Source organism: Acinetobacter sp. CE-15 (assembly GCF_051059255.1).
GTDB lineage: Bacteria > Pseudomonadota > Gammaproteobacteria > Pseudomonadales > Moraxellaceae > Acinetobacter > Acinetobacter guillouiae.
The window spans coordinates 2,380,890-2,402,754 of sequence record NZ_CP192737.1 but is presented as its reverse complement, the minus strand read 5'-3'; the positions used below and the strand labels follow the sequence as shown (position 1 = coordinate 2,402,754).

Below are 21,865 nucleotides of genomic sequence, written 5' to 3'. Positions count from 1 at the left end.
AGACTAAAACAACAGTGTTTTGCTACTGAATGACAGATAATACTTGCTTAATGCAGTTTTTTTGTTATGTTTTAAGCTGTACTTTTGGATGTGTGGCGTTAGAGCACAAGACTTCAATTCATTAGCTATTATTAAAACCTTATGAAAAGACTATTTTTAATCCTATTTACGATTTTGATATCAAACTCAATATTTGCTCAGAATGAAAACTATAAAATTGCCATGGACAATTTTATAAACAACTATAATGCTGATCAGTATGAAAAAATTTATGATGAATTTTCTGTTGAAATGAAAAAGACATTGCCGCTTGAAAAGACAAAGCAATTTTTCTCAGGATTGAAATCTCAGGCAGGAAAAATTGAAAGCAAAGAATTTCTCAGCGATCAACAAGGAAGTTATGTCAGTTATAAAACCAAGTTCGAGAAAATGGTGTTGACGGTCAATATTTCGCTTGATCAAGAAAATCATATCAAGGGACTTATTATGAAGCCTAATGAAGTCCAAAAAGAGATAAACAGTAGTAATACTGTGAATGCACTTAACGCTTATCCAAAAGAAATCTCAGACATCATTTTTTCGAATAGCCAAAATTTTCCAAATAATACGCAACTTTCTATTGCAGTCGTTCAGAATCAAAAGGTGAAATATTATGGGGTTATCAAAATTGATGGCAAGATCAAACCGATTGAAAACCAGAATAAGGTTTTTGAAATTGGTTCTATTACCAAAGTTTTTACATCGACCGTTTTAGCTTCGCTTGTTGATGAAGGAAAAATTAAATTAACGGATGAAATCAATCCATTTTATCCATCTTTAAAATTTAAAAATAACACTCAACTGAATTTTAAAGACTTGGCTAATCATACTTCTGGTTTACCGCGCTTACCAGAGAATCTAGATTTATCGAATCAAAGTAATCCCTACAAAGATTATGGTAAAAGTCAGATTGAACAATACCTTAAAGATGATTTGAAAATTGAAAATGAGCCTGAAAAAAAATATGTTTATTCCAATTTAGGGGCGGGATTATTAGGCTATACGCTTGGCGTATCACAAGGAAAAAGCTTTCAAACATTATTACAAAAGAGAATTTTTGATAAATACACAATGAAAAACTCATTTGTAAACTCGCAAAATCTAGATACTAAGTTAGTAAAAGGGCAAAATCCTGATGGACAAATCGTATCAAATTGGGATTTTGACGTTTTGTTTGGTGCTGGCGGGCTATTATCAACCACAGAGGATTTAGCAAAATTTGCAATCGCACAATTCGATCCTAAAAATACCGAATTGTCTTTAACGCGTACACCGACCTTTGAAATGAACAAAGATATGAAAATCGGTTTAGCTTGGCATTTGTTGAAATCACAAAATGGAAAAGATTTGGTTTGGCACAATGGCGGAACTGGTGGCTATTCATCTTCAATGGCAATAAATGTTGAGGATAAGACTGCTGTTATTGTGCTATCTAACCTCTCAGCTTTTCATCCAAAAACGAAAAACATTGATAAATTATGTTTTCAGCTTATAAATGAAAAAGAAAATAATCCAGATAGTTAATCTGGCTTATGTACTAGAAAGACAAGCATATGAGTTTGTTTTGTATATTCTTTATAATACAAAAGCATATCTAATGGCCACGACTTTATTTAAAAACAAAGCATATATTAAAAAATGGAGATTCTATGAAATTAGAACTTATCAAAAAAATTGAACCTGAAAACCCGATTCTTTCTGCAATTTGTATAGATGAAAATACGGCAGTTTTCTTGTCTTATAATGAAGAACAATATTATCAACTCTTATTTGTGTCTAAAGAGGAGTACATCATTATAGATTTAGACTATACAGATAAATACTATCAACTTGAAAATGCACCTGTTTTATTCTCTATAAATAAAAAATTCGGCATAATTAAAAACAAAGATGAGTTATTGTTGTATTCAAATGAAAAACAGATGTTCGAGACGATTAAAATCAAAAATACTGAAATACTTCCCCAAAGATTTAATCTACATTGGAAAACACCTATAAGCGATTGTTCTGTCTTACCGATCTGTTTTAGTCAGGATGGTTTGGGAGATGATACAAGATATATTGCCATGCTTCATTTGGATGTGTTAATTCAACAAGCTTATTGGGTAAGGTGGTTATCACTTGAAAAGCAGTCATTCTCTCACCATCAAGATGTTCTTTCTCCACCTAAAGTTGATACCGCTATGTTGAAAGATAACGAGTTATATGTTTTTAGCTCTGGTGGGAAAGTAACATCTGTAAACAAGTGGGGGATGGATTACTATGCTTTTATAAAAAGCAATTTAAATGGAAAAGTGGTTGAAACCTTTATAGACAGTGGTGACTTACATTCAATCGACCAAAAAAAGCGTGGTGTAAATGGTTTATTGGGAAGTTCACAGAAGTATTTAATGCTTACACCTGTTTTCCAAAATGATGAGTGGAAAGGTAAACAAAAGATTTTCTCTCTAATTACAAAGGAAATTTCAGACATCACTTTTCCTCGTGGATTTGGAAAATATCCACAAGTTGTCCAGCATCTTGGTGATATTGTCTGGGTATATTTGCGTGATACGAAACAGATTGCTATATGCAAAGAAAAATAATCCTCATAACACTCTAATATTTTTAATCATTTTAAATGAATACAATCCATGATAGAAAAAGCTAAAAATTTAATTGAAGATTTTAATCAACAAGGTTGGAAGGCCCCAAATCTTTATGAAAGGCTCTTTGAGTTTATCGGTAATGCTGAAGCAACTTTTACGTTTTGCAGATTGTTTCTGACAAATTTTGAAAAAGGGGCAACAATATTTAATGACTCACTGAGCTATATTGAGAAAGCACAATTTTCTGAGCTTATTGTTCATTCGCTTAATATTCTAAAACATCAAGCGAATGAAAATGCAGAGGCAGTGATTGAATATGCAAGCTTGCAATTTCCAGAATTACTTCATCAATATTTAGCGCTTATTTTTGAGCTAAAGGCGAATGAATCAGCTTTTTATGCTGAATACCCTTGGCGAAATTTATCAGCAGAGCAAATCAAGCCATTTGTATTGAAAATGAAAAGTCATACAACTTCACTTTCTGACAAGCGAAGACTATATCGTTGTTTAATCGAAACAAGAGATTTAGACACACTAAATTTTGCTTATCAATTTGCGTTTGAGCATAATATTTTTGAAAGGGAGGATTTAGAGGATTATTTAACTTACGATTTAGAATCTGTTGGCTTTACATTCAAAAATGGAAAAATTAAAAGTTATTGTCCAAATCCAGTGTATCATTTTAAATTTCCAGAGAAATATTTTTGTGATAATCGGCCGATCCATATTAATAAAAAGCAGCATCCTACTTGGCGCTTGACTCCAAATGATAAAAAATATGAGTTTGGTGGACTTATCCAAAATGATAAAGATAATCCTTTTGTTCACCTCATTACCTTTGAAAAAATTCCTAATGGCTTAAATATTAAACAGCTAAAAAACCTTACATTGGGAATGCATATTAGAGAATTAAATGAATATAGTGAAATATTCTACCAACACAATGATCGTGGTGAGCCGACAAAAATTGGCAATACACAGATAATAGAAAATTATCCCGACTTAGCAATTAAAAACACTAAAATCTGCTTTGCAGAAACACCAAATAGATGGACTTATCAAAGTTGGGGCAGTTCAAATGGTAGAGAAAATCTTTTTAGATTAGGCGGTGAACCGATTTGGATACAAAGTGCTCAAGTTTTAACTTGTCCAATTTGTAATGAAAAAATGGATTTTCTGATGCAGCTTGATACAGATCTACCAGATATTGAAAACGGTGAAGTTTATTTTGGAAGCGGTGGAATTTGTTATGTATTTTGGTGCGATCAATCAAAGGTAAGTGGCTATCTCGTACAATGTACTTAAAAACTACAGCTAATCGCTGCTTTCATCTGGAATGACGTGCAAAATACAAGTTTTGTCCCTCAATTGAAATTCATATTCTTGTCGTTATATGTCACTTTAGAGAGATACTAAAATGAAATACAGGGAAATTGAACCAAATGGATTTTTGAGTAATTTTGTGAAGTGTTTTTGGTATTACGAAACTCTGGGAATAGATGTTCAGCATATCATTTTGCCAGATGGTTACTTTGACTTAATTATCGAGTTCGTAGATGGAAATTTAACAAAAGTAAAACTGACTGGAATATGGACAAGACCAAAAGACATACAAATTTCTAAAAACACCAAGTTCTTTGCGATCAGATTCAAGCTGTTAGCTCTTGAGTATATATTTAGAACACAGATAAAATCTATTTTAGATATGACGATAAATTTACCTGAGTCTTTTTGGAGAATCGACGAGTATCATTCAGACGAGTTTGATAAATTTGTTTCTGAAATAACGAACAATTTAGACGCTTCAATAAAATTCTTAAAGCCCATTGATCGCAGAAAATTAAAACTATTTGAAATCGTGTATCAACAAAAATCTACATCGGTGTCTGAAATTTCCAATAGCATTTTTTGGAGTAGCAGGCAAATAAATAGATATTTTCAATCCAATTTCGGTATTATATTCAAAGAATTTTTAAGTATTGTACGTTGTAATGCGACTTACCAAGAAATTTCAAATGGTAATCTAAATCCAAATTCTGACTATTTTGATCAAGCGCATTTTATCAAAGAAATTAAAAAATATACTGGGGTAACGCCCAAAGCGTTAAGTAAAAACAAAAACGACCGATTTTTACAATTATCAAAAATGGATGAAAGGCAATAATTCTATAACTTAATTTAAAGATGAATTAAAAATGAAAATTTGCAAAATTTCTCCAAACTTTGAAGTGACTGATATTAAAAAAACAACGGCTTTTTACACAGAAAACCTAGGCTTTAATCTGATCATGGCGGTTCCAGAATCACAAGATGGAATCGATCTAACTTTTCTTGAAAATAAAGAATATGTTTATACGCTGGTGCAGAGGGATAACGTGGAATTTATGTTTCAACGTTCTGATACCTTTAAAAATGATGTTGTTTTTTCAAAAGGGCTAGCTATTGGAGCAATAGTATCTTTTTATATGGAAATAGAGGGTATTAATGAATTTTATTTAGCACTAAAGCATAAAAATCTTCAGCTCACTGAACTAAAAACAACATGGTATGGTATGCAAGAATTCTATTTAAAAGATCTGAATGGCTATATTCTTGGCTTTGCTGAAAAAGTTGGATAAATGCCTTACAACATCAATTTAACATCTTGACCAATGAAATCCGCCATATGGGCAATAAACCATTGGCGGAAAGTTTTCCAAAATGATCAGAATGAAGTATTACTTTTTAACTCAGTAAAAATGCTTCATTTATTCCAGATTGCTTAACAAAACAATCATCATGAGAGACCAGAATGACAGCACCTTTAAATTGCTCAATGGCTTGCGCAAGTAATTCTCGTGACTCGATGTCTAAGTGATTTTCAGGTTCATCCAATAATAATAAATCAATATTTTGATGATGCTGACTTATTCCAAGTAATGCAACTTTAAGTTTTTCGCCACCACTGAGTTGCCCCAATTTTAAGAGTGCTTTTTCGCGGCGGATACGCAGTTGACCTAATAAATTTCGCCATTCGACCTCCAGTATATCTGAATTAAATTTCGCTAGATTCTCGATCACAGAAAGATCATCATTGAGTAAACTAAAATTTTGATCCAAATATAAACTTTGCCCGGTAAAGAAAATTTCAGTACGTCGTGATTGATCAATCATTTTTAATAGGGTGGATTTACCCACGCCATTTGCACCTTTAAGCTGGATTTTTTCACCGGCTTGGAGTGACAACTTTATGTTCTGTGTGATGGCATAAGGCAATTGTAGATCGTGAATTCTTAATATTTCACCTTGTTTAGATGATTGAAATTGAAAGTCAAATCGTTGTGGTTTAATTTTTTCTAAAGCTGTTTGTTTCTCCTGTAAACTGCTTTGTGTTTCATCAGCTTGGCGAATTTGCTGTGCACGTAATTTCCCAAAACTTTGCCCAGCTTGCTCTTTTTTAAAATCCAGTAGAATCTTGGCTTGAGAGTTCGAGTCACGCAATTGAGCACCTTTACGTTGACGTTTTTGTGCTTTCATTAAACTATCATGCTGTTGTTGCTTTAACTGTTTAAATTCACGTTTTTCTTGTTGAATAGACTGAGTTAAAGCATGGATTTGTTGTTGGTGCTGTTGAACATAATCAGCATAATTGCCCGAAACATGCTGCAAACCTTGCGCGGTTAAAGCATAAATATGCTGCATTTGATTCAGCAATTGAAGATCATGACTAATAATACAAACTCCCGCCTTATGTGCCTGAATCGATTCAATTAACCATTTTCTTGCCATGGCATCTAAATGATTACTTGGCTCATCTAAAAGTAGATAATGATCTTGTTTTAGAAATAAGCGACACAAAGCCAGCTTGGTTTTTTGACCTTCACTTAGGTATTGTATGGGAAAATTTAAATCAAGCGGCAGTTGTGCATTGCTTAAAATTTGTTGCCATTTTTGAGGTAAATCCCAACAGTTTTCCACCAAATCATAATCTTCAAAACTGGCACTATTGTTTTCAATACGCTCAAAAGCATTGTGTAGATGAGCAATATCTAAAGCTTCAGCTATGGTTTTCGCATTTAATCGTTGTAATTGTGCTAAATAATCATGTTGGATATGCCATGCAATTTGCCCTGAATAGGCTAAATCTGAATGCTGTTGTAGCTGTAATACCTTAAAAAGTAATGATTTTCCCAAACCATTACGGCCAATCACAGCAGAAGTTTGCCCTGAAAAAAGCACAAAATTTAGTTGCGTAAACATTGTTTGAGTGGGGAATGCCAAACTCAAATTTGAAATAATACATGCTTGTTGCATTCAATGATCCTCATATAGAGGATGCACAAAATAGTATGTAATAAAAGCTTTAAATAACAGTAGATTATTTAATTTATCGTAAAGACGGTATCAGAACCAAAAGATAAGTATAGCCTTGAGTAGAATCTATTTTGCACATCAAAAATTAAATAAATAATGATGAGAAAATGACTTACTTCATTGGCGTTACTCTTTTAAGAAAGGGGATAAGAATGCTTATTGTATAAAAATAAATCTGTATGTCAATGTTCAGCTTTTAAAATGTTCATTTAAAAAAGAATCATCTCAAAACTTAACTCCCTTATGAAAAGGGAGTTAAGTGGCAGTTGATTGAACCAATCAACGCTTATTAATTTATTTAAGCAGTTGCTTTAATGACTTCTGCAACAGATGTTGCTACATAATCAATATTTTTTAAATTTAAGCCCGCTGCACACATACGGCCACTACGTAGCAAATAAATGGCATATTGATCTTTCAATATATCCGCTTGTTCAGCCGTTAAACCTGTATAGCTAAACATGCCTTGTTGTTCTGTAAGGTAATCAAAATTACGACCAGGTAAAGCAGCAGTTAATTTTGCCTTTAATAGTTCGCGCATTTGGATAATACGCTCACGCATTTCTTTAAGCTCTGCATGCCATTTTTCAGTTAATGTTGCATCATTCAATACATTATCAACCACTAAGGCACCTGTCGTTGGAGGGCTTGAGTAGATCCGGCGTACAGTTGCTTTAAGCTGACCTAAAACTTTTTGTGCAGTTGCTTGATCATCACAAATAAAGCTTAAACCACCAACACGCTCACCATATAGTGAGAAAATTTTAGAGAATGAATTGCTAACAATGAAATTCAATCCTGACTTGTCTAAGGCACGAATTGCATAAGCATCTTCTTCTAAGCCTTGACCAAAACCTTGGTAAGCAATATCTAGGAATGGAATTAAATCACGTGCTTTCAATACTTCAATTACACGATCCCATTCAGCAGGTGTTAAATCTGCGCCTGTTGGGTTATGGCAACAAGGGTGAAGAAGAACAATGCCTTTTGCAGGGATTTGCTGTAAATCCTCTAACATGCCTTCAATATTGACACCATTGGTTGCTGCATCAAAATAACGGTAGAAATGTGAATTGATTCCTGCACCATTAAAAATTGCAATATGGTTTTCCCAGGTCGGTTGGCTCACCCAAACATCAGATTCAGGGAAGTATTTTTTTAGAAAATCTGCGCCTACTTTAAGTGCACCAGAACCACCTAGGGTTTGAATGGTCACTGCACGGCCATCTTTACGTGCTTGGCTATCTGCACCTAAAACCAGTTTCTGGGTTGCTTCGTTATAAGACTTTGAACCATCCATCGGTAAATAAAGCTTTACCTTGTCATTGCTTGGTTCAATATTTTTCAAAGCCGCTTTTACAGCGTCTAACTGAGGAACAATGGTGTCCTCATTATAATAAAGACCAATACTTAAATTTACTTTGTGTGTCCGTTCATCCTTACCAAAGGCTTCCATTAGAGAAAGAATTGGATCACCTGCATAAGGATCTACATGTTGAAACATGGTCTAAAGTCCTAAATCAATCGAAAAAATCAAGTCTGATAATATAGGTAATTCAAACCCCGACTCAACAGTAGATTGAGGTTTATTTTTTATTATTTATTCAACTTTAGATTAGGGTCTGTAGACAATTCGTCTACGTTTGCGACTACGTGTGTTTTTTAGGCGATACTAGGCGCGAAATATGAAATTTAGTCATTCTAAATGAGTAGTTCGTAACGACGTAACGGCAAAAAACACACAAGTCCCGAAGGGTTGTGGCTAAAATTATCTCAGCCTACGTTATGAAACTCGAAAATAGTCTCGCTATTCTCTTCGTTTCCTGCCTTGCCTGCTCAATTTTAGTCTACAACGCAAGCCATTTATGAAATGTCAACAGACCCTAAGCTCATCGCTCATTTGTCTATATTTATAGCCAAATGTGTATTCTCTACAAAATAGAGGATAAATAAGATAAAACTTAAACAGTGTATCAAGTGCGGTATTGGAAGAGAGATAGCTAAGATATTGATTATTTTTAGGTCGCAGTATTGTTAATGAATGATAAAACTATTGTTCTGCATTTCTCTTCTTGTCATCATAGTGCAAGCGCAATATTTAAATTCTGGATGGTTTTTAATGTTACTGAATTATCAATACGATCAAGCTCAAGATAGCCATGAAACTCAAAAAGCCACACTGGTATTGATTCACGGGTTATTTGGAAGTTTAAGTAATTTGGGCATTAATGCACGTGAATTTCAAGGCAAATTCAACTTATTACAAATTGATGTTCGAAATCATGGCCATTCTGCACATTCAGATGAAATGAATTATCAATTGATGGCTCAGGATGTTTTGCAAACACTTGATCATTTAAATATTGAAAAGTTTATTGCGATTGGACATTCTATGGGTGGAAAAATTGCAATGAAACTTGCAGATTTAGCGCAAGATCGTATGCAAAAAATGATTGTTTTGGACATGACACCTTTTGCATATCAAGAAAATCACCATGATCAAATTTTTAAAGCCTTATTTGCGGTTGAAAATGCACAAATTGAATCTCGTAAAGAAGCAACAGAGATTATGCGTCAGTATTTAAAAGAAGAAATGGTGATTCAATTTTTATTAAAATCATTCAGTAAGGGAAAATGGCTGTTTAATGTCCAAGCTTTATTTAATCATTATGCTGATATTTTAAGTTGGGAAAATCAGCAGGTGAATCCTATTCCAGCATTGTTTATTAAAGGTGGAAACTCACCTTATATCTCAAAAGCTGAACATTTTTCTGCAATCGAAACCCAGTTTAGTCATAGTCAAGTTAAAGTCATTGAACAAGTCGGGCATTGGTTACATGCTGAAAAACCGGCTGTAGTCAATCAAATGATCTCTGGATTTATAGAATGAGGTTTTAGACTCTGAATAAATTAAAACAGCATATTTAAAGGTAATATGCTGTTTATAAATGATTATTTTGTAAATACTACCAGTTCTTTAGTCCGGTAGGGTCAAGAAAGTGTCTTGGTTTTGAATTTTCCATTGAGTACAAGATATGAAATTAGACCTAAAACCAAACCCCAAAATGCACCCCCAACACCAAATAAACTGATATTGGCCGTCGTTGCGAGAAAGGTAATGAGTGAGGCTTCTCGGCAATCAATATCACTCATCGCATTTGCAAGACTTCCAGCAATTGTACCTAATAATGCAAGTCCTGCTAGAGTGCTTATAAAAGCGACTGGAAACGCTGCAAAGACAGCTGCTAACGTTACACCAAAAATTCCAACAAGAATATAAAACACACCTGCGGCAATCCCTGAAATCCAGCGTTTTGAAGGATCTTCGTGGGATTCCTTTCCAGTGCAAATTGCAGCAGTGATCGCAGCAAGATTAAATGCATGTGAACCAAACGGAGCCATGAGGAACGAGCCTAAGCCTGTCACGATAAGAATCGGTTTAGCATTGGTGTAAAAAACCATCATTTTTAAGAACCAGTAAACCTGGCATATATTGTCCTGTTAGGGTAATTAAAAATAAAGGTAAGGCAACACTCAGTATCGAGTTTATAGAAAAAGTTGGTGTGGTAAAAATAGGCGAGGCTAATTTTAGTTCAAATCCAGAGAAATCAATCCGTGATTGTAAAAGTAAGAAAATAAAGCCAAAAATCAAGACACTAATAATGGCAAATCTTGCAGAAAAACGCTTGGTGATCAGGTAAATAAAAAATAATGAAATCGCCAAAAAAGGATCAATTGTCATATTGGTAAAGGCTGCAATCCCAAATTGCAATAAAATACCTGCCAAGAGACCAGAGGCAATACCCGTTGGAATTAGACCAATCAATTTTTCAAAATAGCCCGTAATTCCCAAGATCACAAATGCCAGTGCAGAAAGTAAATATGCGCCAATTGCTTCGGAATATGGCACAGTTACAAGCGTAGTAATCAAAAATGCAGCGGCAGGCGTAGACCATGCAGTGATAATGGGTTCGCGGGTATACCAACTTAATAATATTCCTGTGATACCAACCCCAATAGAAATAGACCACACCCATGAGGCAGTGAGTTCAGGGCTAAGACCAGCCATCTGCGCAGCTTGGAAGATTAAAATAAAGGTACCACCATAATTGACGATGACCGAAATTAAACCTGCCATAATGGGGGGAAGAAAATCATTAGAATGATGTTGAAAAGACATAAACTCTACCCCTAAGATTTAAAAAAGAAGTAGTAGAGTGTATTTTTAATTGTGGTATTGCCATAAGATACGCTTTTAATATTTTTTAAGGTACCAGTTTGCTAATATGAATTTACTTTCTGCCTTTCTACTTAACTCTAGTAAAGGTGAAGGAGTTAAGAATGGTTTTTATATTGCTAAATACAATGAGAGTAGTGCTTTGAATGCAGCGAAGAAAAGTACCCTCAATTTAGGTTTCTTAATGATTTTTTGAATTTCATAGATCTTACAATATAAACAGTTATTACAATTAAAAAACTATTGAAACAAGAGTTCAATAATAAATATGAGTTTATCCTCTAAGATTGAATATTAAATAAATTTTTCGATAGGATAAAAGTATGAGCCATAGTAAGCAACTCACCATATTTGATGTCTTAAAATTTAGTCATGAAAAGCAAAGAGAATTATCTGATAAGTTAATTGAAACTACTGGCAATTCAGAAGAAAGAAAGCATTATTTCTCATTGTTGAAAAATGAATTATTTGCACATGCTGTAGCTGAAGACAGGTATTTTTATATACCTCTTATGATGACAGATGCAGGTTTGAATATTACAAGGCATGCTCTGTCTGAGCATCACGAAATAGATGAGCTACTTGAGCAACTTACTGAAAAAGAACTCAATAATCCGAGTTGGTTACGTATAGCAAATCAGCTACGTAAGCTTGTACATCATCATTTAGATGAAGAAGAGCATAAATTTTTCCAACAATCTGGCAAAATTTTAAAAGATGATGAAAAACTAAGCTTAGCTAAAAAGTATCAACATGAATATGATAAATATATTGATAAAAACAAAACGAGTTTAGTTAATTAATGATTTATACTTTTGAAATTTAGATAGATAAGCCAGATTTGAAAATGATCAAATCATTTTAATTGTTTTGTCTCTTTTCTTAGCTGTTTCGGTTCACTCAATCTTTATAGGAAGCTGATCTTTAAAGATTGAGTGAAGCATGGCGCTCACTCTGAGGGCAGTTTCATATAACTCTAATTATGATGAACTAAGAAGATAGTAAAGGATTCTTTTTTTCAAAAAAAATTTGTTTAGGCATTAATTCGGAGAAATAACCCTCAAATACTAGTTGAGTTCGTTCCCTAAATTCATATATCAATGGTAGTTCCAAATTCCCTATTTTAAAGGAGTCATTCATATCTAAATGAGAGCTTATAGAAAGCATAATTATGCTAAAAATCCTAAATAGCTCCCAATCTAATATAGCAGATGAATTTCTTTCAACATTATAAATTCCCCATTCTAAAAGCCAATATTCCTCCATATCCCATATTTTTTCTTCGTGCAACTTTCCTATAAATGATAAGTTTTCATATAAGTCATTGTGAGGAAAATTGCGCTGTATAATTTTTTTTGCATTCATAATTTATGTTCTTTAAACACTATCTAAAATTAATTTAATACAAATTTCACGAAATTCTTGAATTACTTTAATAATATCTCATAATTTACAGGAATGTGAAAGCAACTGATGAATATGTAATTGATGTAGAAAGATTGAGTAAAGTATAGTCATCTGAGTGAGGGCTAATTCATCTAGGACCCATTATATTAAATTTGATAATTTTGTACTTTTAAAATCTGCTAAACACTGAAGATAAAATGCCAATCAAATTGATTGGCATTCTTGAAATAGCAAATTACTTTAGGTAAAAGCTATAATGTTTGCCACGCATTTCTTGCTTCTTCTGAATTTTTATTCAAAATTACGTTTCCATCTTTAATTTCACTCACCCAACTTAATGGAATCAGATGATGTTCATTATGTTCATCATCACTTCGAGTCAATTTAATTGAATCTTGTCCCTCAAGATGATCAACCTTACCGATCTGTGTACCACATGAAGCAATTACTGAAGCATGTTCTTTAATATCGTTTGCATTAACGTTACTCATAATGTTTGCTCATCTATTGTTCAAGTTGAAATATCAGTCTAAGACATTTAAAAATTAGTGATGTAAGTATTTTAAAGTTTTAAGTTTTGTTGAGTTAATAATGTAAGGTTTATAGATTTATTTAATTTATAAATGTCATTTTTGAATAAATATATAAAATTAAAAATAATGTGATTCTGTTCTCAATTAATTAATTTTGTTATGCTTTATTCATTTTTTTTTGTGATGTAATTATAATTTATAAGCTTTATTGAGGTTTTTTTGATTATTTTATTTTTTTTGATCTTAATGAGATGTTTGAAATTATTGCTGTAAGTTGGTGTTTTGTAATGTTTTATTTTTAAATAATTAACGGTGAGGTTTTAATATGTTGTATTGTAATTTGATGTTATTTATTTAAAAATTTCTAAAACGATAATACTCAATATGGCTGGTGTTTTGAGCTAATTTTATTTTAATTTGGTTAATTTAATTTTGTACAAACCTTTCTTGAAACTATAACAAATAGTAATATTAAATAAAAATATTTAATCTAGGATGATTATCGTTGATTGATTAATTGAATTAATAACTTTTATCAAAATAGAGGATTAAATATGTCAAATTCTAATATAGATAACGAAGTAGTTAAGGATCTCAGTAAAGAACAACGTGACCAATTGAATGCCGATCCAATTTCCGGTGAGCCAGGCGCACACCCAATCGGGACAGGTGTTGGAGCCGCAGGCGGTGCAGTAAGTGGTGCAGCTATTGGAGCTGTTGGCGGACCTGTAGGTGCTGCAGTCGGTGGGGTAGTAGGTGCAGTTGTTGGAGGATTAGCTGGAAAAAGCATTTCTGAAGCTGTAAATCCAACTGATGAAGATGTTTATTGGCGTGAAACTTACAACACTCGCCCTTATTATAAAGACACGATTAACTTATATGATAATGTAGATTACGATCGTGATTATCGTGATGCATATCAGCTAGGGTACACTTCTAGAAGCAATTACCCTTATGAAACAAAGTTTGAAGAAGTTGAAGCAGATCTTAAGCTTCAATGGGAAAAAACCAAAAGAGAGTCTCGTTTAAAATGGGAAGAAGCAAAGCATGCAGTAAAAGATGCTTGGGATCGAGTAACTCGTTAACAGATACTCAAAAAAATAGCCCTTCAATGTAAGGGCTATTTTTTTGTCACTAGTAAACAAATGGCAGCAATCCACTACAACCATTAATTGTGGTAACATATTGAAAATCCAAGTGAATGCAACGACATGCAAGCTATGCCAATCCAATACAGACTGAGTGGATTCTATTTTTGGTATTATTCAATAGTTGGAACTTTTTTACCGTATTGGAGCTTATATCTTCAAGATCAAGGATTTAATTATCAAGAAATCGGATTACTGTCGTCTATAGCCATTTTAACCCGTATATTTGCACCTTTTATTTGGGGATTTATCGCAGATAAAACAGGAAAACGAATGTTGTGGGTTCGTGTGGCAACCTGGATGGAAGCTACGATCTGGTTTTTAATTTTTATCATTCCCAACAATATGCAATCAATTGCATTTCTGATGCTGATTTTTAGCTTCTTTCAAAATGCCATACTTGCGCAATTTGAAGGTGTAACGCTGTTTTGGCTAGGTAATCAACATACAGCATTGTATGGAAAAATTAGAAAATGGGGCTCTATTGGATTTATTATTGGCGTATTTAGTATCGGTGCGATTTTAGAAGTTATTGCAATTCAATATTTACCAATGATGTTGTTATGTATTGCATTTACAGCTTTTATTTGGTCCTTTTCGATTAAGGAACCCAGCACTGCACCGAGTGCACAAAAAATATTAGACCCATTGCTTCCCATTCTAAAAAGACCAGTGGTTTTTTCATTTTTTATCATTGAATTTATTATGCTTTTTGCACAAGCACCATTTTATAGTTTTTATAGTAATTATTTAAAGCTTGCTGGTTACAGTACAACTCAGATTGGCTTTTTATGGTCAGTTGGGGTGATTGCTGAAATTATCATGTTTAACTATGCAAATTTCTTCCTAAATCGTTTTTCATGGCGAAGCTTAGTCGCACTTTGTTTAATCATGACCAGTATTCGATTTATTTTGGCAGGTTTATTTTCAGAAAGTTTCATTATTCAATTTATTTCTCAAACTTTTCATGCATTTAGTTTTGGTTTATTTCATATTATTGCAATGCGGGTCATTTTGCAGAACTTTGCAGCCAAACAACAGGGCAGAGGGCAAGCGCTATATAGTACCATGTGGGGACTTGGCGTTGCATCTGGCAGCATCTTAGCTGGGCAATATTGGGAAAAATTATCAGGAGAATATATTTTTATCATTGCTGGATTTTCAGCATTGCTTGGTTTGCTATTGATTAATTTTTTACCTAAAACATTACAAACGATTCAAAGATAAATGAATCTCTTTGCAGAAAAGAGATTCAGAACGTTCAAATCAATTCTGTACGGGTTAATTTAGTAAATAAACAATAAGGTGTACAATAAAAGGTCCAACCAATACCATAAAAATACCAGCTAAAACCATGGTTAAACTGGCAATAACACCTTCATCTTTATCACGCATATAAGCTTTACTTGTACCAAAACCATGTGCCGCATTACCCAAAGACGCACCTTGTGCAAAGCTTGATTTCAGTCTTAAACCGCCTAATACCAAATCACCAATTAACATACCAGTCACCCCAGTAATCATGGTGAATAAAATCACCAGTTCAACTGAACCGCCGATATGGGTTGTTAACTCCATTGCAAATGGTGTGGAGATTGAACGTGCCATTAGACTATAGGTTGTTGTTTGGTCAAAATGAAATAACTTGGCAAGGTAGAATGCACTGATCATTCCAGCAAGCATACCAATGACCACACCCATAGAAATTGAAATGAGATGTTCTTTAATGATTTGGCGATATTCAAAAATTGGGATTGCAAAGGCAACAGTTGCAGGCCCTAACATCCATATAATCCACTGACTATCAAGCATATAAGCATCATAAGAAACATGTGCTGACAGTAAAATGGTGATTAAAACAATCGGAACCAAAATTGCTGGAGATAAAATTAAGTATGGAAATTTACGATAAAGCTTTTTGACCAACACATAAGCGACTAATGTGATCACTAGGCAAAATATTGAAATGACAGACATTATTTATCTCCCTGTAATACATGTACGGTTTTATGAACATGACGTTGTTTCAATTTCCGCTCTAGTTTAAAACCTATATGCACACTATAAGCAGTAAATACCATCACACAAATTGTGCCCAGTACAACCACAACAATCAGTTGCCAACCCTCAGTGATAAATAGGTTTTTATATTTCATTAACCCGATAAAACAAGGAATAAAAAATAGTACCAATTCACCTAGAATGAAATCTGAGCCTGATTTAATCCAATTTAACTTAAAAATACCTGTCATGAGCCCAATCAAAACCATAAATAAGCCAATCACAGCTGCCGAAATAGGTAAATTAAATTGCTTTTGAATGATTGAACCAATCCACCAAATCAAAATTAAAAGCCCAATTTGCAATGTGACTTTATAGATTGATGAAATTTGATGGCTTTGAGTGCGCGTAGACATTTTATTGCAGATATTTTAAAAAGATACGTTATTTTAGTTGCAAACATCACAGCATATTATGAATAATTAAACCATAATTATGCGTTTTTGGAATAATTGATGGACATTAAAAATCTTAAAATTTTTGTAGAAATCGTTAATTGCGAAAGTTTTACTTTGGCTGCGGATCGTTTGTTTATGACACAGCCTACACTCAGTAAATCAATTAAACATTTAGAAGAAGAACTTGGCACAGCTTTGTTTAAAAAAGGTGAAGCTGGAAGAAAAAGGGAAGTTGTACTTACCTATATTGGTGAATTAATTTATCAACATGCTTTAAATATCTTAAATGAACAAAAGCAAATATTTGAAAATATTGATCAAGTACAGCAGTTAAAAAAAGGTAAATTAACCATAGGCTTACCACCATTAGGCTCGGTATTACTTAGCCCTTTAATTGCTTTATTTCACCAGAATCATCCTAATATTCAATTGAAATTCTTAGAAGTTGGTGCCAATGGTATTGAGGAAGCAATTGCTGATAAAAGTATTGATGTTGGGATTTTACTCGGTAATTTAAGACCAAGTTTTGCGGCAATTCCTGTGATAGACTCACCAATGTGTTTATTGGCTAAGAAAAATTCACATTGGAATCAACGAGATTCAGTGAATTTGCATGAGCTTAGAGAAGAAACTTTTTTACTTTACGCTGATTCTTTTACATTAAATAAGATGATTATACAGGCTGCAAATTCTGTAGGTTTTGAACCAAAAGTGGTGTGTAAAAGTAGCCAGTGGGACTTTATCACCAAAATGGTGGAGTTTAATATGGGGATCGCCATATTGCCCAAAATTTATTGTGATCAGTTAGATCAAGGGAAGTTTTGCTCAGCAATCCTTAATGAGCCTAAATTACATTGGACATTGAGTATGGCTTGGAATACGACTGTAGCAATGAGTCCAGCAACCAAAGCTTGGTTAACGATTGTAGAGATGCATCGAGATAAAATTCATTTCTAGATGGATTGATAGCTTTTAAGTCTTAATAAATTAAGATTAGCCTGACTCAGGTGTGAATTTCATAAATATTAAAACTATGTATATCAAATATTTAATTATACTAATTTCGCATAATGTATATTATGTTAAATAGAATATTATGTAAGTTGTCTACTCACATGTTGTTTGCAATGGCTACCTAGTTATTAGAATTTGACTAATTTATATTTAGAAAAAGTTAACTAGAAAATAAGCTGTAATTTTCTATGTTAATTACGCTTAAATTCCAACCCTCTCATTTTTCAACTAACTCAGGTTATAATGATGGCCTCCCAAAATATGGTTGATCTATTATGAACGCCTCCAATGACCCTCTACACGGCAAAAAACTTGCTGACATTTTGGATGAATTATTAGATTACTTCGATGGCTTTGAAGGCTTAAGTCGTAAAATTGAAATTAGATGTTTTTGCATAGATCCAAGTGTTAAGTCATCATTGCGATTCTTACGTACTAACCCATGGGCACGTGAAAAAGTAGAAAGCTTATATTTGTATGTCTTACGCCAAAAAGCCAAACAGAAATCGTAAACCAAATATTTTATAAATTGTTATTTTAGTGTTCTAAGTAATTAAATTTAATTGTGAAATAAATTCTAGGTGAACATAAGTTAAATAGAATATCAGAGACTGTGGCTACACAATGCTGTTGTTGCTACAGCTCAGCAACTTGAATCAGTAAAATTATATTCAAGTTGCTGAGTATCCCAAGTAACATAATATAAGTTATGCTGAAATCAGATCGCTACTCGATTTTGTATGGTTATGACTTCAATGTACTTTCGTATTTGCTTCAGTTAAATAAGCTTTCTTCGATGTCTTATTCCATAAACACAGTTCTTGCCCTGTTTTGTTTTTCATGTGTGCTTGCGGATATTTTCCTTGAATCAAGAGTGCCGAATATCCAACACGATCATCAAACAGCATGACATTGCTTACTGTCTTGGCATTTTTAAGTTGACTTGCTTTTATACAAGCCGCTTTTATTTCCTGATCATGCTTGTTCCATGCCTGCTCGGAACTTCCGAAAGCTACGCTAGTCACAGCAGAACTTGCCACAAAACCTAAAATAGAAAGATATTTTAAAAATATACGATATCTCAATATCATGATGATTGTCCTGTAAATTTGAGTGTCTGGATCTATACTGAAACAATCTGATGAGATAATCTAGCAATTTACACATGCTGTAACAGCAGATATTCAGGATTACACATATCTCTGAAAAGTTGTCCGTGATTTAAATTTTAAAATATAGATCAAAGACTTAAAAATAGTTCTATTCTATAGAAGCATTACCTGACTCACGTGATTTCATACACTGATCAATAGTTTCTCGCATCTTATCGGTTGCGGAAATTATAATTATGACTATTAATTAAAGCGCTAACTTTGCTGTGTGGGCCTGTCTATGTGATGCATCTATAGCTTGTGATCTTGAAAAGCCCATCCCTTTTAAAATATATCTTGCGCTTTATTTATTTCAATTTATGATTGAGTAATCACTCAATTAATCTATTTATCTATGGCCCGTCCTCGTAGTGAAGATAAACGTAATGCAATTTTAAATGCTGCTATTGAAACATTGGCAGAACTTGGAGAGCGTGCATCTACTTCAAAAATAGCCAAAGTCGCTGGTGTAGCAGAAGGTACTTTATTTACTTATTTCAGTAATAAAGAGGAATTACTTAACCAATTATACCTTTCGCTAAAGGCCGAACTGCGTCAGGTCATAATGCTGAATTATCCGAACAACTCAGACCTACAAAGCCAAATGTTTTATATCTGGCAAAGCTATTTGGACTGGAGTTTAGATGCCCCACTCAAACGTAAAGTGATGGCACAGTTGTCGACTTCAGAACAAATTACAGAGCAGAGTAAACACATTGGTATGCAAACTTTTTGTGATTTTACTAGGACTATTCAAGAACATATTGATGACGGCAAATTAAGAGATTATCCACCCTTGTTTATCGGTTCGATTTTGGGTGCACTTGCCGAAGTCACACTCAACTTTATTGCTCAAGACCCTTCTCAAGCTGATCTTTATCGGAAGTCAGGTTTTGAAGCGTTTTGGCATGCAGTTTCAATGTAGATAAAGACTAAAGTAAGGATGTGCAGCATTCTTATTTTTTAAATTAATTAATGAGTGATTAAATACTCATTTAAATAAATCAAAATAAGCACTTATCTCAAGTTCTTATTTACAGATATAGCTTGTTCCACTCAAGGAAAATAAAATGACAATTTCAAACGCAACAGACTTGCCTTCTCCCGTCATGTCATCACAGCAGTACAATGGGAAATATAGCAATACACGGCCGAATCTGCACACACATTCTTTCGGAAAAACGCTAGGCTTAATGTGGAAATTTCTATTTAACAAACCCAAAAATACGGTGCCAAACCGAGAAATTCCTGTGTTAAGTTTATCAAAAGAACAGCTCATGAGTGCCCCAGACCGTTCTCTATTTCGTCTTGGGCATTCGACCATTTTATTAAAATTACGTAATGAATTTTGGTTAACCGATCCTGTTTTTTCTGAGCGTGCCTCGCCTTTTCAATGGATTGGCCCAAAGCGTTTTCACCAACCACCGATTAGCATTGCGGACTTACCGCCCATTAAAGGCGTGATTTTGTCGCATAACCACTATGACCATCTTGACTACCATGCAGTAATCCAACTCAAAGACAAAGTTGAACACTTCTTAACACCACTTGGTGTTGGTGACACACTGATTAAATGGGGCGTGCCAGCAGAAAAGATTCAGCAACTTGACTGGTGGGAAACAACCCATGTGGATGGTCTTGAGCTGATTGCTACCCCTGCCCATCATTTTTCAGGCCGTGGTATGGGTGATAGCAACGCAACGCTTTGGGCATCGTGGGTGATTATTGATAATGATCTACGGGTGTTTTTTAGTGGCGATACTGGTTATTTCGATGGGTTTAAAGAGATTGGACATCGTTATGGTCCTTTCGATCTTACCATGCTAGAAACTGGGGCGTATGATCCAGAATGGCCAGATGTTCACATGCAACCTGAGCAAACTTTACAAGCGCATATCGATTTAAAAGGACGTCATTTGTTACCTGTCCATAATGGGACTTTTGACTTGGCCCTTCATGCTTGGGATGACCCATTTGAACGGATTGTGGCTTTGGCTCATCAAAACGACTTAGCGATTAGTACGCCTCAAATGGGTGAAGTATTGAGCTTAAACGAGCCAAATGTCGAAAACTATTGGTGGCGTCCGTAATTTTTTCAATCATTTTTAAATTATTTACGTCCCTCAATCCTCTTTTAAAGGTATTTATATTCAGTGATATAGCCCTATTGTTTTCATCTATATCTTCTTTTGATAAAACTAGGGCTGACTTTGTCTTGTGTGTATAAATAAGAACTTGCTCATGGTCTTTTGGCTGATTTTTTATGTTCATAAAAGTTCCCATCTTTTCAATTCAGCTTCTATGTAGTCAAAACGAGAGTGGAGGCATCTCTGTAATTTATTTAGGCACGCACACTTTTATTTATTAATGGTTGTTTTAGCCCCATGAGTTTGGTTGTTTAAAAAATGTGAATATATTTGCTCAAAATTACTTAATCTATATCTTTAATGTGCAATTTTTTGCTCAGAACTTAAAAAAATGTAAAATAAATGATTTAATGAAATATAGAACAGATATACTAAAAAATAAGATTAATCATTCATATAGATTAACATTTGAGTATATTTTAGGTGAGAAATCACCCTGTTTTCATGGAAAATAAATGAAAATTCTAGTTATTGTTTTAATCATTGTGGCTCTTGGAATTCTTATCGTTAAAAGTAAAAAATCCAATCAACAAAATTTAAAGCAATTAGTTAAAAGAACCTTTCCAAAACATACAATTATTGAGAAATTTGGCACAGTTATGATTTGTGAAATTAATCATAGAAATGAACCAGATGAGGTTGTTTTTATAAGAATAAACCCAAATAGAAAAAAGAATATCAATAGAAATGGGCGTAGATTAAATGCTGAATACCCTGCTATTCCAACAACAAAAGAATTAAAAAATGACTTCAACAGCCACTTAAATTAATGGTTGATAGAATCAAGCC

21 protein-coding genes and 1 pseudogene are annotated in these 21,865 nt (G+C 33.6%); 14 read left to right on the top strand and 8 right to left on the bottom strand.

The features are described from left to right. Positions 1-141 precede the first annotated feature (141 nt). The 5 genes from ACQ7EO_RS11090 (at position 142) to ACQ7EO_RS11070 (ending at position 5,245) form a co-directional block, all read left to right on the top strand. Complete coding sequence (locus ACQ7EO_RS11090) at positions 142-1,563, top strand: serine hydrolase (protein ID WP_434277296.1); 1,422 nt, start codon at positions 142-144, stop codon at positions 1,561-1,563. Positions 1,564-1,688: 125 nt separating this feature from the next. Further along, entirely contained in the window at positions 1,689-2,624 is a 936-nt protein-coding gene (locus ACQ7EO_RS11085) for a hypothetical protein (protein WP_434277295.1), read from the top strand. 48 nt (positions 2,625-2,672) lie between these two features. Beyond that, a complete protein-coding gene (locus ACQ7EO_RS11080; protein ID WP_434277294.1) occupies positions 2,673-3,932 on the top strand; it encodes a hypothetical protein in 1,260 nt (419 codons plus the stop codon). A gap of 112 nt (positions 3,933-4,044) precedes the next feature. Then, complete coding sequence (locus ACQ7EO_RS11075) at positions 4,045-4,791, top strand: DUF6597 domain-containing transcriptional factor (protein WP_434277293.1); 747 nt, start codon at positions 4,045-4,047, stop codon at positions 4,789-4,791. A 31-nt stretch (positions 4,792-4,822) separates the two neighbouring features. Continuing rightward, on the top strand, positions 4,823-5,245 hold the full coding sequence (locus ACQ7EO_RS11070; protein WP_434277292.1) for a VOC family protein: 423 nt from the start codon (positions 4,823-4,825) through the stop codon (positions 5,243-5,245). A gap of 106 nt (positions 5,246-5,351) precedes the next feature. On the opposite strand, the gene ACQ7EO_RS11065 is transcribed toward ACQ7EO_RS11070, so the two are convergent. Both ACQ7EO_RS11065 and ACQ7EO_RS11060 read right to left on the bottom strand, forming a co-directional pair. Further along, positions 5,352-6,920, bottom strand: a complete 1,569-nt coding sequence (locus tag ACQ7EO_RS11065) for an ATP-binding cassette domain-containing protein (RefSeq protein WP_434277291.1) — start codon at positions 6,918-6,920, stop codon at positions 5,352-5,354. Positions 6,921-7,278: 358 nt separating this feature from the next. Continuing rightward, positions 7,279-8,484: an aromatic amino acid transaminase gene (locus tag ACQ7EO_RS11060; RefSeq protein ID WP_151803152.1), complete on the bottom strand. Its 1,206-nt coding sequence runs from the start codon at positions 8,482-8,484 to the stop codon at positions 7,279-7,281. 615 nt (positions 8,485-9,099) lie between these two features. On the opposite strand from ACQ7EO_RS11060, the gene ACQ7EO_RS11055 reads away from it, so the two are divergent. After that, a complete protein-coding gene (locus ACQ7EO_RS11055; protein ID WP_434277289.1) occupies positions 9,100-9,870 on the top strand; it encodes an alpha/beta fold hydrolase in 771 nt (256 codons plus the stop codon). 101 nt (positions 9,871-9,971) lie between these two features. Here ACQ7EO_RS11055 and ACQ7EO_RS11050 read toward each other — a convergent pair. Next, positions 9,972-11,160: pseudogene (locus tag ACQ7EO_RS11050) on the bottom strand (benzoate/H(+) symporter BenE family transporter). A gap of 380 nt (positions 11,161-11,540) precedes the next feature. On the opposite strand from ACQ7EO_RS11050, the gene ACQ7EO_RS11045 reads away from it, so the two are divergent. Beyond that, complete coding sequence (locus ACQ7EO_RS11045; protein WP_434277288.1) at positions 11,541-12,020, top strand: hemerythrin domain-containing protein; 480 nt, start codon at positions 11,541-11,543, stop codon at positions 12,018-12,020. A gap of 187 nt (positions 12,021-12,207) precedes the next feature. Here ACQ7EO_RS11045 and ACQ7EO_RS11040 read toward each other — a convergent pair whose 3' ends face one another. Together ACQ7EO_RS11040 and ACQ7EO_RS11035 are read right to left on the bottom strand one after the other, a co-directional pair. Then, a complete protein-coding gene (locus tag ACQ7EO_RS11040; RefSeq protein WP_434277286.1) occupies positions 12,208-12,582 on the bottom strand; it encodes an Imm41 family immunity protein in 375 nt (124 codons plus the stop codon). A gap of 293 nt (positions 12,583-12,875) precedes the next feature. Then, positions 12,876-13,115, bottom strand: coding sequence for a DUF2171 domain-containing protein (locus ACQ7EO_RS11035; protein ID WP_244012488.1), 240 nt, complete (start codon positions 13,113-13,115; stop codon positions 12,876-12,878). Between the two features lie 596 nt (positions 13,116-13,711). Here ACQ7EO_RS11035 and ACQ7EO_RS11030 point away from each other — a divergent pair. After that, positions 13,712-14,242 (top strand): hypothetical protein, encoded by a 531-nt coding sequence (locus ACQ7EO_RS11030; RefSeq protein WP_239045639.1) that lies wholly within the window; start codon positions 13,712-13,714, stop codon positions 14,240-14,242. Positions 14,243-14,368: 126 nt separating this feature from the next. Continuing rightward, positions 14,369-15,532, top strand: a complete 1,164-nt coding sequence (locus ACQ7EO_RS11025) for an MFS transporter (RefSeq protein ID WP_004821496.1) — start codon at positions 14,369-14,371, stop codon at positions 15,530-15,532. 54 nt (positions 15,533-15,586) lie between these two features. On the opposite strand, the gene ACQ7EO_RS11020 is transcribed toward ACQ7EO_RS11025, so the two are convergent. Then, positions 15,587-16,282: an LrgB family protein gene (locus ACQ7EO_RS11020; protein ID WP_434277285.1), complete on the bottom strand. Its 696-nt coding sequence runs from the start codon at positions 16,280-16,282 to the stop codon at positions 15,587-15,589. After that, entirely contained in the window at positions 16,282-16,722 is a 441-nt protein-coding gene (locus ACQ7EO_RS11015) for a CidA/LrgA family protein (protein ID WP_004821498.1), read from the bottom strand. The genes ACQ7EO_RS11020 and ACQ7EO_RS11015 overlap by 1 nt, the downstream gene beginning before the upstream one ends. 99 nt (positions 16,723-16,821) lie before the next feature. Here ACQ7EO_RS11015 and ACQ7EO_RS11010 point away from each other — a divergent pair, with 99 nt between their 5' ends. Together ACQ7EO_RS11010 and ACQ7EO_RS11005 are read left to right on the top strand one after the other, a co-directional pair. Continuing rightward, on the top strand, positions 16,822-17,721 hold the full coding sequence (locus ACQ7EO_RS11010) for a LysR family transcriptional regulator (protein ID WP_434277284.1): 900 nt from the start codon (positions 16,822-16,824) through the stop codon (positions 17,719-17,721). 332 nt (positions 17,722-18,053) lie between these two features. Continuing rightward, positions 18,054-18,290 (top strand): VF530 family DNA-binding protein, encoded by a 237-nt coding sequence (locus tag ACQ7EO_RS11005; protein WP_434277283.1) that lies wholly within the window; start codon positions 18,054-18,056, stop codon positions 18,288-18,290. Between the two features lie 240 nt (positions 18,291-18,530). Here the strand turns inward: ACQ7EO_RS11005 and ACQ7EO_RS11000 are convergent, their stop codons facing one another. Then, complete coding sequence (locus tag ACQ7EO_RS11000; RefSeq protein ID WP_056511142.1) at positions 18,531-18,869, bottom strand: hypothetical protein; 339 nt, start codon at positions 18,867-18,869, stop codon at positions 18,531-18,533. Between the two features lie 415 nt (positions 18,870-19,284). On the opposite strand from ACQ7EO_RS11000, the gene ACQ7EO_RS10995 reads away from it, so the two are divergent. The 3 genes from ACQ7EO_RS10995 to ACQ7EO_RS10985 all read left to right on the top strand — a co-directional run bounded on the left by ACQ7EO_RS10995 (position 19,285) and on the right by ACQ7EO_RS10985 (position 21,846). Further along, a complete protein-coding gene (locus ACQ7EO_RS10995; protein ID WP_034613038.1) occupies positions 19,285-19,854 on the top strand; it encodes a TetR/AcrR family transcriptional regulator in 570 nt (189 codons plus the stop codon). 145 nt (positions 19,855-19,999) lie between these two features. After that, the gene (locus tag ACQ7EO_RS10990; RefSeq protein ID WP_434277282.1) at positions 20,000-21,019 is read left to right on the top strand and encodes an MBL fold metallo-hydrolase; all 1,020 of its coding nucleotides are present in this window, start codon (positions 20,000-20,002) and stop codon (positions 21,017-21,019) included. A gap of 512 nt (positions 21,020-21,531) precedes the next feature. Beyond that, positions 21,532-21,846: a hypothetical protein gene (locus ACQ7EO_RS10985; RefSeq protein WP_434277281.1), complete on the top strand. Its 315-nt coding sequence runs from the start codon at positions 21,532-21,534 to the stop codon at positions 21,844-21,846. Positions 21,847-21,865 lie beyond the last annotated feature (19 nt).